20 protein-coding genes are annotated in these 16,007 nt (G+C 44.2%); 13 read left to right on the top strand and 7 right to left on the bottom strand.

The genetic code is table 11. The annotated features are described in order from the left end of the window. The first annotated feature begins 2 nt into the window (after positions 1–2). Entirely contained in the window at positions 3–887 is an 885-nt protein-coding gene (locus L985_RS11580; RefSeq protein WP_047393682.1) for an RluA family pseudouridine synthase, read from the top strand. 54 nt (positions 888–941) lie between these two features. On the opposite strand, the gene L985_RS11575 is transcribed toward L985_RS11580, so the two are convergent. Then, positions 942–2,111 carry an FtsW/RodA/SpoVE family cell cycle protein gene (locus L985_RS11575; RefSeq protein WP_029342211.1) on the bottom strand — a complete coding sequence of 390 codons (1,170 nt, stop codon included), beginning with the start codon at positions 2,109–2,111 and terminating at the stop codon, positions 942–944. 144 nt (positions 2,112–2,255) lie between these two features. On the opposite strand from L985_RS11575, the gene fabI reads away from it, so the two are divergent. Together fabI and L985_RS11565 are read left to right on the top strand one after the other, a co-directional pair. After that, the gene (fabI, locus tag L985_RS11570) at positions 2,256–3,029 is read left to right on the top strand and encodes an enoyl-ACP reductase FabI (RefSeq protein ID WP_029342212.1); all 774 of its coding nucleotides are present in this window, start codon (positions 2,256–2,258) and stop codon (positions 3,027–3,029) included. A gap of 110 nt (positions 3,030–3,139) precedes the next feature. Then, the gene (locus L985_RS11565) at positions 3,140–3,358 is read left to right on the top strand and encodes a hypothetical protein (protein WP_029342213.1); all 219 of its coding nucleotides are present in this window, start codon (positions 3,140–3,142) and stop codon (positions 3,356–3,358) included. 4 nt (positions 3,359–3,362) lie between these two features. Here L985_RS11565 and L985_RS11560 read toward each other — a convergent pair whose 3' ends face one another. Further along, positions 3,363–3,875: a YjcG family protein gene (locus L985_RS11560; RefSeq protein ID WP_047393684.1), complete on the bottom strand. Its 513-nt coding sequence runs from the start codon at positions 3,873–3,875 to the stop codon at positions 3,363–3,365. Between the two features lie 145 nt (positions 3,876–4,020). Between L985_RS11560 and L985_RS11555 the strand changes: the two genes are divergently transcribed. From L985_RS11555 to L985_RS11545, 3 genes are read left to right on the top strand one after another with little or no spacing between them, the layout of a single operon-like run. Next, a complete protein-coding gene (locus L985_RS11555; RefSeq protein ID WP_034786059.1) occupies positions 4,021–4,563 on the top strand; it encodes a phosphatidylglycerophosphatase A family protein in 543 nt (180 codons plus the stop codon). Continuing rightward, positions 4,563–5,183: a phosphatase PAP2 family protein gene (locus L985_RS11550; RefSeq protein ID WP_052169453.1), complete on the top strand. Its 621-nt coding sequence runs from the start codon at positions 4,563–4,565 to the stop codon at positions 5,181–5,183. The genes L985_RS11555 and L985_RS11550 overlap by 1 nt, the downstream gene beginning before the upstream one ends. After that, positions 5,183–5,680: a hypothetical protein gene (locus L985_RS11545; RefSeq protein WP_047393687.1), complete on the top strand. Its 498-nt coding sequence runs from the start codon at positions 5,183–5,185 to the stop codon at positions 5,678–5,680. The genes L985_RS11550 and L985_RS11545 overlap by 1 nt, the downstream gene beginning before the upstream one ends. Before the next feature lie 55 nt (positions 5,681–5,735). Here the strand turns inward: L985_RS11545 and L985_RS11540 are convergent, their stop codons facing one another. From L985_RS11540 to L985_RS11525, 4 genes are all read right to left on the bottom strand, one after another. Beyond that, positions 5,736–6,611, bottom strand: coding sequence for a DegV family protein (locus L985_RS11540; protein ID WP_023468873.1), 876 nt, complete (start codon positions 6,609–6,611; stop codon positions 5,736–5,738). Positions 6,612–6,676: 65 nt separating this feature from the next. Further along, positions 6,677–8,002: a branched-chain amino acid transport system II carrier protein gene (brnQ, locus tag L985_RS11535; RefSeq protein ID WP_047393690.1), complete on the bottom strand. Its 1,326-nt coding sequence runs from the start codon at positions 8,000–8,002 to the stop codon at positions 6,677–6,679. 346 nt (positions 8,003–8,348) lie between these two features. Then, positions 8,349–8,642, bottom strand: coding sequence for a hypothetical protein (locus L985_RS11530; RefSeq protein ID WP_047393692.1), 294 nt, complete (start codon positions 8,640–8,642; stop codon positions 8,349–8,351). Positions 8,643–8,889: 247 nt separating this feature from the next. Further along, positions 8,890–9,621, bottom strand: coding sequence for a hypothetical protein (locus L985_RS11525; protein WP_047393694.1), 732 nt, complete (start codon positions 9,619–9,621; stop codon positions 8,890–8,892). A gap of 132 nt (positions 9,622–9,753) precedes the next feature. Here L985_RS11525 and L985_RS11520 point away from each other — a divergent pair, with 132 nt between their 5' ends. The 7 genes from L985_RS11520 (at position 9,754) to L985_RS11490 (ending at position 15,550) form a co-directional block, all read left to right on the top strand. Continuing rightward, positions 9,754–10,311 (top strand): GNAT family N-acetyltransferase, encoded by a 558-nt coding sequence (locus L985_RS11520; protein WP_023468869.1) that lies wholly within the window; start codon positions 9,754–9,756, stop codon positions 10,309–10,311. A gap of 8 nt (positions 10,312–10,319) precedes the next feature. Next, entirely contained in the window at positions 10,320–11,033 is a 714-nt protein-coding gene (locus tag L985_RS11515) for an alpha/beta fold hydrolase (RefSeq protein ID WP_029342190.1), read from the top strand. Positions 11,034–11,119: 86 nt separating this feature from the next. After that, positions 11,120–12,211 carry a conserved virulence factor C family protein gene (locus tag L985_RS11510; protein WP_029342189.1) on the top strand — a complete coding sequence of 364 codons (1,092 nt, stop codon included), beginning with the start codon at positions 11,120–11,122 and terminating at the stop codon, positions 12,209–12,211. 360 nt (positions 12,212–12,571) lie between these two features. After that, positions 12,572–12,784: a hypothetical protein gene (locus L985_RS11505; RefSeq protein WP_023468866.1), complete on the top strand. Its 213-nt coding sequence runs from the start codon at positions 12,572–12,574 to the stop codon at positions 12,782–12,784. An 80-nt stretch (positions 12,785–12,864) separates the two neighbouring features. After that, entirely contained in the window at positions 12,865–13,311 is a 447-nt protein-coding gene (locus L985_RS11500) for a BsuPI-related putative proteinase inhibitor (protein WP_029342188.1), read from the top strand. A 33-nt stretch (positions 13,312–13,344) separates the two neighbouring features. Beyond that, on the top strand, positions 13,345–14,163 hold the full coding sequence (gene nadE / locus L985_RS11495) for an ammonia-dependent NAD(+) synthetase (RefSeq protein ID WP_029342187.1): 819 nt from the start codon (positions 13,345–13,347) through the stop codon (positions 14,161–14,163). Between the two features lie 115 nt (positions 14,164–14,278). Next, entirely contained in the window at positions 14,279–15,550 is a 1,272-nt protein-coding gene (locus L985_RS11490) for an FAD-dependent oxidoreductase (RefSeq protein WP_047393698.1), read from the top strand. Positions 15,551–15,608: 58 nt separating this feature from the next. Here L985_RS11490 and L985_RS11485 read toward each other — a convergent pair whose 3' ends face one another. Continuing rightward, a complete protein-coding gene (locus tag L985_RS11485) occupies positions 15,609–16,004 on the bottom strand; it encodes a disulfide bond formation protein B (RefSeq protein ID WP_029342185.1) in 396 nt (131 codons plus the stop codon). Between the last annotated feature and the right edge of the window lie 3 nt (positions 16,005–16,007).

Here is a 16,007-nt window from a genome sequence, read left to right as displayed (position 1 = left end):
ACATGAATGGATTTCAGCTACAACAGATGGTGACTGACATCGAGGATGGCTGGCGTGTCAGTCATTTTTGTACGACCCGCTTAGGGATTTCGCGAAAAATGTTAGTATCGATTAAAAATCATGGGGATATCACGTGTAATGGTCAGCATGTCAACGTCCACGACGTCTTACACGCGGGCGATCGTGTCCATGTGTTCTTCCCGGAAGAGACACCAGCACCGGATATGGTGGCGACAGAAGGGGAGCTCGATATTTTGTTTGAAGATGATTGGTTGCTCGTCGTCAATAAACCGCCAGGCATGGCATCGATCCCGTCACGATTGCATCCGGAACGCTCATTGTCGAACTATGTTCTTGGTTATTATCAAAAACAAGGCATTCCGTATGCGATCCATATCGTTAATCGGCTCGATCGTGATACGAGTGGTCTTGTCTTGTTCGCGAAACATGGGCTTGCTCATCACCGAATGAGTCTTATGCAACGATCTAATGAATTGGAACGACATTATTTAGCGTATGCACCCGGAAACGTATCGGTACAAACGATTGATCAACCGATTGGTCAAACCGATCATTCTTTCATGGAACGGATGGTACGACCAGATGGTCAACGGGCCATCACGCATATTTTAAATAGCCGTCTAGTTCGAGCTTTTGATCAAGAGATCTCATTACTCGATATCCGACTAGAGACGGGTCGGACACACCAAATTCGTGTCCACCTTGCTTTTCTTGGGCATCCTTTGATTGGCGATACGATGTATCAAGGAAACCCGTTGTTGCCGCGTCAGGCACTCCATAGTGCGTCAGCAACGTTCCTTCATCCTGCGACGGGAGAACGGGTTCGTTTTGAAGCACCACTTCCTGAGGATCTCCGACTGGAATGATGAAGTACACAAATAAAAGGCAATGGACTTGGTCCACTGCCTTTTTATTTGTGTTTAGTCTTCATCGAACATAGAAATTCGAGATTGAGAGGCGATTGCCATGATCAATCCTAGACCGACGAGGTTTACGATCATCGTTGATCCACCATAACTGATGAACGGTAAGGGAAGACCTGTGATCGGTAAGACACCAATCGTCATCCCGATGTTTTGGAAGATCTGGAACGTAAACATCGCGACGTATCCTGTCACGATATAGGTGCCAAATGGATCCGCTGTTTCAAGTGCAATTTGAATCAAGCGATAGACGAACAGGAACAAGACGATCAAGACGATGGCAGCTCCAATGAAACCGTAGTGTGAGGCAATCGTCGTAAAGATGAAGTCTGTATGCAATTCCGGAACGAACACTTGCAGTTTTCCGTATCCAACGCCGAACATTTGCCCTGAACCTGTAGCGTTGATTGCTTGGACGAGCTGGTACGACAGATCATCCGCATATTCGAATGGTTGCAACCAAGCCATGATCCGGTTCATCGCGTGACCCGGGAAAAAGGTGGCGAGTAAATCGTTCTGGAAAAAGAACAGATAAAAGAAGATGATGACGGCGCCTGCAAACAGACCGAACATTGTCAAAAGCCATTTCCAATTTAGTCCTGATAATAACATCGCACATGCCAAGATGACGCAGAGAATCAAACCAATCCCTAAATCGGGCTGAATGATGATGAGACCGAGCGGCAAGGCTGTAACCGCGACTAACTTGATAAGTAACAAGAGATCTCTTTCATGTTGAACATAACGCGCATTGTGCTCGGTAATAACGGCAGCGAGCGTCACGATCAAAAAGAACTTCATGAACTCAGCCGGTTGGACCGTACCGATAACGGGGAATTGATACCAACCGTATGCCCCTTTGATTTCAGTGACGATTGGTGTACCACGGAAAATGACAAGACCGATCAATGACACGATACCTGCTCCATATAAAAACCAGTGGAATCGCTTCAACTGTTCATAATCGATGAAAATGACGACGGATAACGCCATGAAGCCGATGACATACCATTGAATTTGTTTGGCAGAGAAGTTGATGGCACTGATCGCACCTTTAAGCGAAGGTTGTGCTGTATAGATGGCGATGATACTGATGACCATCAGACAGGCGAGTAAAAAAAGCAACGTATGATCATAACGTTGTGTAAATGATTTGAATCGATTCATTTCATCCCTACTTTCTATCACTTTCTATATTACCGTAATTTATCAAATCCGCAATATCAAGAGCGATGGTTGACAGAAGCGTTACGTTTTTGTAACCTGAAGATAGGTTTTATTACCAGGTACTAATTCAAGGGGGACTTTATTATGAATATTTATCCTTCACTCGAAGGCAAGACGTACGTCGTCATGGGCGTCATCAACCAACGTTCGATTGCATGGGGTATCGCACGTGCGCTCGACGCTGCTGGAGCAAGCCTGGCATTTACATATGTCGGGGAACGTTTTAAAGCACCACTTGAAAAATTAGGGCAAGAATTATCACGTCCGGCTTCTTATTATACGTGTGATGTCACAAGTGATGAAGAAATCGAACAGGTCTTCCAAACAATCCATGCGGATCACGGTAAGATTTCAGGAATCGCTCACTCGATCGCATTCGCGGACAAAGAAGCGCTTCGTGGTGAATTCTCTGGAGTAACGCGTGAACAGTTTGCGCAAGCACTTGATATCTCAGCCTACAGCTTAACAGCAGTCGTCAAGGCGGCGAAGGATTTCTTTACGGAAGATGCATCCGTCATCACGTTGACGTACCTTGGTGGTGAGAAGATGGTTCCGAACTACAACGTCATGGGTGTTGCGAAAGCCGCATTAGATGCAAGCGTTCGTTATCTCGCTGCTGAATATGGTCAGCAAGGCGTTCGTGTCAATGCCATCTCAGCTGGTCCAATTCGGACAGTATCAGCAAAAGGTGTCGGCGACTTCAATTCGATTCTTGATAGCATCGAAGAACGTGCGCCACTTCATCGTAACGTCACGACAGAACAAATTGGTCAAAGTGGACTGTTCTTGCTTTCACAAATGTCGAGTGGGGTGACAGGAGAAATCCTTCACGTTGATAGCGGATTCCACATTCTTTAATAAAAGATCGATTAAGCCAGGCTTTCCTAAGTGGGAGGCTTGGTTTTTTTTGTGCTGGATCGGGGAAGTATCAAATATGAACATGTTGAAGGAGAGAGGAAGTGTAATGGATGAATGCAATCGATTTTACAGTCGTGCAATATGTGAACCGTCAAGTACGTGTCGATCCACAACTAAAGACTGAGCCAGTCGCTCGGATTCAACCAATTCGCCCAATCGATGCTTATCGTGAACATGAAACTGACGATTTTTTAGAAGAACAAGCAAATGCATACGGTGTATTACCAGAACTAAAACTTCCCGGTCGAAGCTTCGACCGGGAAGTTTAATCATTCATTGACCTGTGAAGCGGAATGTCTCATAGACACTCCAAGCACCGTTTTCCAGTTCATACAATAAAGCCATTTTCGTAACGTCCTCTTGGAAACGAATATCTTCCATCTTGAGACGTTCTAACACGTCGAACAGTTCGACATCCGACAGTTCTTGACCAATCGTGATATGTGGCAAGAAATCGTATTTCGGCTTATGTTCGAGTGGCCCTGTATGCAAAGCGCGATGTAATTGTTCTAACTCATCCGTTGGCATTACTTTAAGGAACAAGACATTGTTCGTCGGATGGAACGAACGAGCTCCTTGAATGTGCAAATTGACAGGCTTCATTTCGGACGCGATTCGATTCAACTCCGTCACGATGTGGTCTAATTCTGTCTCATCGACTTCCATCCGCTCCCGTAGCGTGATATGAGGTGTGATCAGTGCATACTTCGAGTCATATCTCTTTCGGTATGAATTTGCAAAATCTTGAACGCGTTTCGATGGAAACAATACAACCCCGATGTTCATCGAAAATCCCCTACTTTCCCCTGAAATGATAACGCTTTACAAAATAATCATGACGGATTCTGGCGTCGATGTCAAAGAAGTTTGAGAGGAGGTTCAGAATCCGTGTATACTAATGAAGTACTTTGTTGGAGAGGTGGATACAGTCATGAAGAAAACACATTCAAAAGAGGTCAAACAAGCAGCTATCGATAAGTTGCATGAACGCGGGGTGACGATCCATGCGATTGCTGAGATCGTATACCAAATGCAAGCCCCATACACAGTAGATCTGACTATCGAGACATGTGTTAGTTCTGTTGAACGTGTTCTTGAAAAACGTGAGTTACAACATGCGATTCTCGTCGGAGCAGAACTGGACATCTTGGCGGAAAAAGGGTTATTATCAGAACCACTCTTGTCCATCATCCAAAGCGACGAAGGACTATTTGGTGTCGATGAGACGATTGCGATTGGTGCCGTCAACACGTATGGTTCGATTGCGGTTACAACGTTCGGCTACCTGGATAAAGCAAAGGTTGGTATCATCAAAGAACTCGATACGAAGCTTGGGGACGGAAAAGTCAATACGTTCATGGATGATATCGTCGCAGCGATCGCAGCAAACGCATCCGGACGTCTAGCGCATCGCTTGCGGGATAAAGAAGACTACTCAGCAGAAGAATTAGAAGAACGTAAGGGGACATACTAATGCGGGGTGGGAGAGCGGCATGGACAGGTGCGTCCATCGCTGTCGTCTTATTCGTAATCATCGCCGTCTCGATTCGAATGACAGGCTATTTCTTATTTGATGCCCAATTATCGTCATACATGTCGCAACACGTTCCAGGAGATTACGTTTCTTGGTTCACTCAACTCGGATCAGGTCCAGGGGCGATGACGATGACGGCGTTACTTGGCATACTGAGTTATGTTTTGTGGCGAGATCGTATCGCAAGCATTTGGTATGTGCTCATGGCAATATCAGTAGGTGTATTGAATCAAGTCGTTAAATTCGCTTTTGTCCGAGAGCGACCTTCATTAAACGAACTGGTTGGTGGCGTAGGATACAGTTTTCCGAGTGGTCACTCAGCGATGGCTTTTGCCGTCTATGCTGGATTTCTCGTCGTTGCGTTTCGTCATCTTAAAACAAGTGGGAAAGTACTTGTATCGATCGTGACGATTGGATTATTCCTCGCCATGGGAGCTTCTCGAATCATTTTAAACGTTCACTATTTCTCAGATGTCATCGGTGGATATTGTTTTGCCGCAATTCTTTTATGTAGCTCCTATGCATTCATCGTCTCCCGTAGAAAAAAAGGAGTGGCTTGATGTTACTGTTAGATGTTGATCATAGTTTATTATTTGATGAAGAAACGATGCGCTCCATCAACAAGCCGACGTTGCTTGTCGAGCGAGTCGCTGGGCGACCTCGTTTCATGACGATGCGAGCGCATCTTAGATTAAAACGGTTAGTATCGATTAACGGTGTTGTTCCGGTGACGACCCGAACGATGGAAGAGTACCAGCAGTTGGAACTCTTTCAAATCGATGCGCCACCTAAGTGGGCGATCATTGACGGTGGAAAGATTTTGCTCAAAGAAGGGAAAGTGGATCGTCGATATGAAAATTGGCTTCGTCAATTCAATAAGGAGACATCACTTGATTCCATTCTTGAGTATCTCATCGAAATGGAACAAGTTTCGATCGATGTATATCCTTCTGAGACGTTATCCAGTGTAATCACGCTGCCGCATGAACCGATTCAACGGACGACGGACGAAGCGGTATTACTAGAAGAACTATTTCGTAAGTATGAAACGACATGAAAAAACCGGACGGTCTGCTTGAGACCGTCCGGTTTTTATCGTTTCGTGCAAGATATCAAGTTGTCGGTAAAGGAATCTCATCGAACCAGTACACACCGACCGTCTCAGCGCCAGCATGTGCCAAGATGGAAGGACCAAATTGGGTAATGCGTACTTGAAGCTCCGGATGTTCTGTAGAAATCAAACGCCGTAATTCTTCTGCAGCGGCATGAGCGAGCGTATGACTGACATAAAGCGTCCGATCATATACACCATGAGCGCTGACTTTTGATGAAATTTCACTAACCATTTCTTTAAAAGCTTTTTTGATGGAACGAACTTTTTTAAATGGAACAAGCCGTCCTTCCTCATTAAATTGAGCGATTGGTTTAATATTGAGCATGTTTGCTAATAAAAATTGACTTCCTGAGACACGTCCGCTACGTCGCATCGTCTCCATATTTCCGATAATCAGATAAAAATGCGATTTGTGCTTGAATGTCTCAAGCGTAGACATGACTTCATCTGGACCTTTACCAGCAGCAACGAGTCGTTGTGCGATCCGGACAAGTTCTTGCTGATTCGCAGCACCTGTATACGAATCAATCGCGTATAAGGGGAAACCGACGGCTTCAGCTGCAGCGACGGAACTCGAATATGTGCCGCTCAGTCCACTCGTGATATGAATCGCATACCCATAATCATAGCCATCTTCAAGTAATTGTTCATACAAGGTTACGAAGTCACCGAATGATGGTTGAGAAGTCGTCGGTGAAACGTGGGAATCTTCTCGCATTTTTTGATCAAGTTGTTCAATCGAGATATCGACGTACTCCCGGTAAGACTCTCCGTTTAAGATGAGTAAAGTCGGTATCACATGGACTCCGATTTTTTCAGCCTCTCCTGGCTCAAAAAAAGCCATGCTGTCGGTAATCCAAGCAATCTTATCCATGTATATGACGCCTCCATTAATATAACCATTTTGTCCATCATACCATAGCGATGAAAGCGGAATCACTAGCTAGCGCGTTTTTGTGTGATAGAAGCACTGGAAACGTGTCCAAACCATGAACTGATACCAAAGGCGATGAGTGTCGGGAATAACCATTCTAAACTTTGATCCACTAAAGGTAAGGATTGATAGAACGTTTTAAGATTTCCCGGGAAAAGCGAAAGTTGATTCAACGCACTACAGAATGAGAAGAAAATCGTTACTCCAAGAGTTGATTGATAAACGACCGATTTACGACGGAACAGATGACGTATGAATGTCAATGCGATCAAGACGATGACGATTGGATAAAGGAACATCAATACCGGAACAGCGATGGATAACAATGTCTGCAATCCGACGATGGATACCGTAAGACCAAGAGCAGTCGTGAAGACACTTGCCGCTTTTAAAGATACACGGTTGGAAATCGTCATCATATATTCTGCAAATGCGGTGACGAGACCAACTGATGTCGTCAAACATGCAAGCAAGATCGCAAGACCAAGTACAGCTAAACCGATTGAGCCGAATGCAGTATTTGCATAATGTTGAAGAAGTGCTGGACCATCAACTTTTCCGATGGCGGCAAATGTGTTACGTCCGATCATTCCAAGTCCGACATAGACGAGAGTCAAAGCAGTGGCAGCGATGATTCCGGCACGAGTGACGACTTTAAATTGTGCTTTTCGTTCATGAACGCCTCGGCTTTTTAGTGTATGCAGTACGACGACCCCAAATACTAAGGCACCGAGTGCATCAAGCGTTAAGTATCCTTGAAGGAATCCTTGAATGAATGCCTGTCCAGTCGTCTCATACGCTTCGTTTGGTGAAGCGACGCTCGAGAGTGGTGAAATGATACTACTGATGCTTAATGCAGCAAGAGCGATTAATAACAAAGGTGTGATGAAACGTCCGATGATCTCAAGTAATTTTCCTGGTCGTAGTACAAGATAGAGTGTAGCAAGGAAAAAGAGACTTGATGAGATGACCAACGTCATTTGTGAAGGAGCACCGAGAAACGGAACGACTCCGAGCTCATACGTAACAACCGATGTTCGCGGAATCCCGAAAAAGGGACCAATCGCAACATAGAGTGCAAACGTCAAAGCAGCACCTACAAAACGAGGGAGTGGTGCAGCAAGTGTTTTGATGCCGCCTCCGATAGAGGCAACTGCAAGTAAGCCGAGCAAAGGAAGACCGACACCCGTTACGATAAAACCAAGGATGGCAGGAAGGAACTGTGAACCTGCAAGCGCACCGAGTTCCGGTGGGAAGATGAGGTTACCCGCACCGAAAAATAAAGCAAAAATCATAAATCCTAAAGCAAATGTATCTTTTGTCTTAAACATGTGTTGTCCTCCATTCATCCTAATTTCATAAAAAAAGCCTCATCCACTCAGTTTGTGGATAGGCGTCGTTTGCACAGACGCCTTGTCGAAATGACGAAAAGGGCCTGGATCTTCATTTTCTCAAACGAGAAATGAATCTTCAGTCCCTGCTCTTAATCACAATCAGTCGTTCTTGGATGAGCGTTGCGTGTGTCATGTTTAAAACCTCCTGTTTGAATTTTTCTAAGGATAACATGAAGAATTTAATAAAACAATATTTTCTGAAAATTCACCACCGAATTTTTGAAAATAAATAACGCCTCGAGCAGAGATGACGGTCTCTACTCAAGACGTTTCACGTTACATATCAGCTCGTTGCAATCGAGCGCGTTTTTTTGTGGCGTTTCAATTTATGGAGGAGCCAAGCGTGAACGACCTCACAGGATTGACGTGGTAACGTCAGTTCAACAAGCGATTCCTGCTGTTGCCCTTTAATGATGAAAAGTCCATTTTCTTCATCGACAGGGGCGATGGTCATTGAACTCGCTTCATTCAGCGACAATTTCACTTCACCGAGTGTCGTATCCTTTAATTTCAGGATGTTCCCATTTGTCGCAAATTTCGTGAATGAGCCAATTCCGTTCACTTTTAACTGATCCATATTGAATTCCTCCTTCTGTTGATTCCAGTACTATCCCTATAAAAAACCGGGTCTAACTTCTATCTTTAAAAGGTTATCCTCATTATAGCGAAGTCTTCACAAGATGCTAGTCTTATTTTGTGTGAAAATTCGAAAAATTTTTTAACAATATTGTCATATGGATAGGAATACCTGTTAAGAGGGAATCGTCATGTGAAATTCAAATAGAACAAAAGCATCCTTTTCTAAAAGAAAAAGATGCTAAAGGTCAATCTAACTCAAAACTCCATTTCTTCTTGCGGCAAACAAGCGTTCCTCGTCGAAGAATCGATTCTTTCTCCGCTTCAAAATCTTCATGTAGTACGCTCATGTCTTCATACCGTCCTGCTACATAGACAGGAATCGTAATATTTCTTGAGAAAACAGACCGTTTTGCACTTTCGAAATCAATCAATACTCCTTCTTTGAGGAGATGACGGATATGAATCATGATTTCAGCTGTTAAGGCGATCGAGGCGACGGATCGTGCGTGCTGACGAAATTTCCGTTGTACGAGGTCGGAGATAAGTTGTTCTATCCGTGACCAATCCTTTAAGTAAACCGAAGCATGAAGACCATCGTGTTCGCTAAAATAAACTAGTTCATTCTCAATCGATTCAAGGAAAGGGAGCGGTGTACCTCGTTTCATATGCATTAAAAATAATAACTCCGCGATTTCGACATCCGTTAATACATCGAGCGAATGGGAGGAGCGAATATCAATAGCAGTCAAAGGATGACGCTGGACATCTGTTGATTGTGAAAACTGTTCGATCTCATGCCCTTCGATGTAATGAAGCATCGTGCGAAACGATTGTTTCGTCTGTTTGAAATCACTTCCTGAAATAAGTAAAGGACGTTTCAAATCGACGGCTGCGGCGAAATCAGAGAAATGTACTCCTGACATCGTCAATCGTTGATTTTCCTCGTCCTCGTATAAGTAAAGTAACGCACTCGACATACCACTTCGCTTCCTTTCCATAACTAACTCCTTCATAATTTAATAGTAGCAAAACTTCGAATTGCCTGAAAGGATATTTACTTCTGAAAACGGGCATACTACATAGAGAAGCATAAAGAGAGGTGATGGAGCATGTGGGGCTTGCGAAAGCCATTCCCGGAATTGCGGACCGAGCGCTTCATATTACGGGAGCTCGAAAACCGTGACGCACGCGAATTGTTTAAAATCCTATCGGACGATAAAGTGATGTACTATTACGGATCAGATCCGCTCGTGACGGTCTATGAAGCTAAAAATGTCATCAGTTACTTTAAAGAACAGTTCACGCAAGGTAAAGCGATTCGCTGGGCAATTGCTGATGCGCAAACGAATCAATTGATCGGTACGATCGGATTTCATAACTGGCTATCCCAATACCATCGGGCTGAGATTGGTTTTGAAGTTAGTCAAGACTATTGGCAACGTGGTGTCGCTTCGGAAGCGGCAAGAGCTGTTCTGACATATGGCTTTGAAGAATTTGCTCTCCATCGAATCAGCGCCCTCGTCGCACCTGAAAATCTCGCTTCTAATGCATTGGTTCAAAAATTAGGATTCAAAGCAGAAGGATTACTAGAAGATTATGCATACAGTCATGGCCGTTTCATGGATTTGACGATGTACCGTATGCTCGCATCTGAATGGAAGGGATGAGGTAGTCAATGGAAAAACAAACACTTGTACTCCTGCATGGATTTACAGGAGGAACAGATTATTTTAATCGGGTAGAGGCAAATTTACGACATTCCTTTGATGTATTACCACTAAGTTTACCAGGACATGAGGGACTTGACGTTGGTCCGGATACGATTGAAGGCTTTGCAGAATGGGTCATGCATGAACTTGATCGACGTGGTATCGAAAAGCCGATCATCATCGGGCATTCCTTTGGTGGATACATTACAGCTGCAATCGTAGAAGGGTATGCGGATCAAATCAGTGGATACGGTCTCGTGTACTCGACAGCTAAAGCAGATGATGAACAAGCGAAACAAAAACGAAATCAAAATATCACGCGCGTTGAAGAAGTCGGTGTCAGAGAATTCGTCAATGGTCTTGTTCCGTCCTTATTCGCTGAAGGGGCAGATGAGTTCGCTGTCGCTGAAGCACTTGAAATCGGGTACATGATGACGGTCGAAGGAGCCATCCGTGCGCTTTCTGCAATGCGAGATCGGCGAGATATGACGAAGGTCTTAACGAAAGCAAACGTAAAAGGTGTCATCATTCACGGCACGAAAGATCAACTGATTTCAGAGGAAAGCGCATTTGCACCAAAGAATGATCATCTCATACATCGGTCAACAGACAGTGGACACATGGGGATGTTTGAGACACCGGATGCCTTCGTTGCAATCATTGAAGAAGCATTCAAGTAAGTTTTTGCCCTACGGTCACGTCTGTAGGGCATTTGCTTTGCATTTCAGATTAGATATCTGAAATGATAGAAGTGGAGGGGATACACATGAAAATCGTAGCGATTGAACCAACACCAAGTCCAAATAACATGAAAGTCATCGTTGATGAGGTCTTTTCGGAAAAAGGACAGACATTCGAGCATGCCTTTGGCGCACCGGAACACATTCAGCGATTACTTGAAATACCTGGCGTTAAGTTCGTTTATCAGGTCAGTGACTTTTTATCGATCGAGCGTTATCCGAAATATGATTGGCGTTCGCTTGTCATCGATATACGACGTGCGTTCGGTGAAACGTTAAATGATGTTGAACAGCACGAGACAGATGCTGAGTATGAACCTGTCCATCTGTTCGTGCAGTTCATTTTAGGCGTACCAATGCAAATCAAAGGTGTAAAAGGATTAGAAGAAAAACGAGAAGGGCTGTCGGAACGTTTCCGAGAAGCAGCGCTATTCGTCCAACCATTCGTTCAGAATGTCATTAGCGATCGACGCTGGGTGGAACAAGCACCTCGATACGGTGACCTTGACGAAAGTTTGCGTGAAGTAGCGAATGAGATTGAGATTGCATATCCAGTCGAACGTATCGAACGTCTTAAGTCGCTCGCAGCAGGAGAAGATATTACATTTAGCGGTCAAGCGATTCAATCAACCGATTGGAAAGAACGATTCGCGGCGCTCGATGAACTACCTGTTGAGATGGAATGGGTTCCTGCTTATGCTCGCCTGCTACAGGATGAGAAGATGCAAATTCGACGTCAAGCGATCGTAAAGCTTGGGATGTTCGAAGATCACCGTGAAGAACTGTTAGAGTATTTGACGAGTGCACTGCATGATCCGTCAGGGATTGTGCGTCGGACAGCAGGCGATACGATTTCTGATTGGGCGATGCCAGAAGCTGAACCAATGATGATGGAAGCATTAGCGGATAAAAATAAATTAGTACGCTGGCGAGCTGCTCGCTTCTTGTTTGATGTCGGAACGGAACAGTCGATTCCAAGACTGCGTGAAGCAATCCGAGACCGGGAATATGAAGTAGCTCTACAAGCCGAACTCGCATTGACGCGAATCGAGAGTGGGGAAGAAGCACTAGGAACGGTTTGGCAGCAAATGAATCGAATGATAGATGAAAGTTCATGAGAACTTAAAAAATAATTGCTTGAGAGAATCATTCGACAAAATGAGTCACTAATTGTCTAGGTATATTTTCCCTGTTGTCTAAAAATGCTGGTAAAATAATCAAAATTATGTTGTCATCTTTTTGAAATCGAAATGAAATGTGTTGGAAATGCTTATTAAAACGCTTGCATCTAACAACTAAATCAAGCATTCCAAAATATCCCTGATGAAATTGAAATATTGTTTTGAAATGAAATGTCGAATGACAATTTTCTTCTTTTTTCTGCCCTTTGGTACAGTTAATCTACAATAACGAATTCGAATCATGTAGGTCATCTCTTGGCTGGGCATTATGAATGAGAAAAGGGGAGAATCGGGGATATGTTACTTTTCGCTGAAACAGATTTAGCAGTAGGATACAAGGAACGGACAAAAACAGGGGTATATGTAACGATCGAAACAATCGACAGTCGGACGATTACATTAGTCGCACCAGCAAACGCGGCAGAGGATATTTGTGACGAACTGTTTGCGACAGGATTAGAGCAATTGTTTTCATTCAAGATGAATCCATCGACTTTACCTGTGGCATAAGCGGATAAACGTGCGAGAGAGGAGAATCCTCTCTCGCTTTTTTTTGTGATAAAATTAATAAAGATAAAAGGAGGGATGAGATGAAACGTCTCGTTTTCATTCTGCTACTGCTTACTGTTTGTTTAGCAGGTTGCCAAGAAAAGAAACAACAGGCAACAACAACCACGAACGAACCGATTCAGATCGCAGTCAAAACGACCAAGCAGGACGACATGATGCAATTAGACATATCTTTAACGAATCCAAATGATCATAGTGTGAACGTGACGTATCCTTCCTCACAACGTTTTCAGGCTCAATTGATTGATGCGAAACAACACGTAACGTATGATTTTGAGAAAGAACAAGTTTTCACGCAAGCGATTGAAAAGGATACGTTCACGAAACGTGAAACGAAACAGTATACGGTTGAATTACCAATCTCCTCTTTAGGTGATAGCACGGAAGTTCGCGTATCGACAATCCGTCAATTCAAGGGAGCAAGTGCAAAACAAACGACGGATCGACAAATGATTGATTCAAAATGACGATCAACACAATGTGAAGGAGTGAAGTGATTCATGCAACAAGAAATCATCCAAGTAACAGGAGTAAAGCCTGTCATTGATCCAGCACAAGAAGTAAGCGAGCGGGTAGGCTTCTTGAAGGCGTATCTCAAGCATACTGGAGCAAAAGGATTCGTATTGGGCATTTCAGGGGGACAAGATTCTTCGCTCGCAGGTCGTCTATGCCAACTGGCAGTTGAAGAGTTGCGAAAAGAAGAGGGGAAAGATGTCGCATTTTATGCGGTCCGCTTGCCTTACGGGGAACAACAAGATGAAGCAGACGCACAGACAGCCTTGACGTTCATTCAACCGGATCATTCGCTTCGTGTGAACATTAAACCAGCAGTCGAAGCATCGATGCAGGCGTTCAAAGAAGCGACAGGTGCAGAACTCTCCGACTTTAGTAAAGGAAATACGAAAGCGCGGGAGCGAATGAAAAGCCAGTATGATTTAGCCGCTCATTATGGCTGCTTAGTCGTTGGAACGGATCATGCAGCTGAATTCGTGACAGGATTCTACACGAAACATGGTGATGGTGCATGTGATCTGACGCCATTGACGGGACTGAATAAACGGCAAGGGAAACAACTCTTACGTTACTTGAACGCACCAGAAGTCTTGATTGAAAAAGTTCCGACAGCAGATCTTGAAGAAAACCGTCCGGCACTACCAGACGAAGTCGCACTCGGAATGACATACGAAGAAATTGATGATTACTTGGAAGGTAAGACGATTTCAGAAGCAAGTCAAGAAAAGTTAGAGACGCAGTATAAACGTGTTGGGCATAAGCATCATATGCCGGTCTCACCACTCGATGAATGGTGGAGAGCATAATCAAGAATAAGGAGGCGTGATTTCATGATTGAAATCGCGTCTTTTTTCATGTTCTTCGATTCTTCTTCAATCGTTATGGGAAAAGAAAAGAAATGACGATTGAGGAGGCGGGAGTATGACGATTGGTATCATAGGTGGAGGATTATCCGGCTTGACGGCAGCGGCATTATTCGCAAAACAAGGAACACCGGTCACGCTTTGGGATGCTGGATTACTTGGAGGACGTGCCACCTCTCAAACCGTAAAAGGGTTTACGTTTAATTACGGTGCTCATGCGATTTATGGACGCGATCAATCGATTCTTCGCAAATTAACGAAACAGCTCGGTATCGAAGTGACGTGGTTAGATTTCTCAGCGAGTCGTGCGAAATATGAGTTTTCAGGTCATTTGACGGCAGTTCCTGCGAATGCCTGGGGATTACTAAAAACAGAAGTCATCGAAGGAACGAACAAAGTACGTTTCACATGGGAGATCATTAAAACGATTTTACGAGTCGAACGAGGGGATCCGCTACAATCGATCGGACAATGGTTAAAAACAGAACGAGTCGATGAACAAGTGGCACAGTTGATGCTTGATTTGGCATCAACGAACTTTTTTACGGCAGAACCGGAAAAAATCCCGTCAGACGTCTATTTCGAGTATTATCAAAAACTTTTTCGGACGCGAAAGCCTGTCTCATACATCGAAGGTGGGTGGCAAGGGTTAGTACAGGAGTTGGAACGGATCATCCTAGAGAATCGTGGAGAGATCTTGAAAAAAACAAAAATAACAGCAGTCGAATCGACTATGACAGGATTCTTAGTCCGTGATCGAAAGAAACAAGAATGGAACGTCGAACGGATTATCTTTGCCGTACCACCGCGTGAAATTTTAAAAATGGCGACCCCAACTGTCATTCAACGATTTGTTACACCGTATGCGAGTCATGAACCAGTAGAAGTATTCGTGTATGATCTTGGACTTCACCCGTATATTCAAACACCGTATTCATACATCTACGACCGTTCGCATCGAGCGTTCATCACGGATTTATCGCATTATGATACAAGTCTTGCACCGAAGGATGGTCAAGTCCTTCAAGCAATCGCCTATCTTGAACACGATCGACTTGATGATCCCGATTATATTGGACATGTCCGAACGGGAATCGAACAGATGCTTGACGTTCATTTTGCAGATTGGAGACAACGTATCGTCGCAGAACGAACGATCAAACGAGCAGTCGTACAAGAAATCAAATGGAAAATGGGGCAAACGCCACTTGCGACTCACATTCCGGATCATGCAGGTGTCGCTTTCGTCGGGGACTGGTGTGAAGGTACGGGACAACTCTCAGAGCTTGCGTTCTCAAGCGCCGTCAGCGTCTTCAATCGCTGGACGTGATGTACGATACAAATAAGGAGAAGCTCAAATAGCTTCTCCTAATTTGTATCGTGTTGTCTTACGCTTCATTGTTTGAACGTGCTGGATAGAACGCTAGTACTAAGAGTAATGTAAAGGCAATAAGACTCATCATCGGAATCGTCAAGAAGCCAAAATAGTTGACCCATTTAATGAGACAGCCACTCGTACATAACGCTTCGCCATCGGGTAAGCGCTCAAGGATGACGTGGTACAAGGCGACACCAAAGCCGGCAAGCACATACAGGCGGACGAAGAGCGGATCAATCGTTTTCGACCGGAATAGCGAGATGAGCAAATAAAAGGCTGTCGTATACATGAATAGTCGTTGCCACCAACAGAGCGGGCAGGGAATGAATCCGCGAATTTCACTGAAATAGAGACTGCCAAGCGTTGCAATCGTTGAGATGATGAACATAAAATGATAGCGTGTCATATG

It is taken from the genome of Exiguobacterium sp. ZWU0009 (assembly GCF_000798935.2).
Classification (GTDB): domain Bacteria; phylum Bacillota; class Bacilli; order Exiguobacteriales; family Exiguobacteriaceae; genus Exiguobacterium_A; species Exiguobacterium_A acetylicum.
Note: the sequence above shows the minus strand (reverse complement) of the source record. Positions and strands in the feature narration are given on the sequence as shown.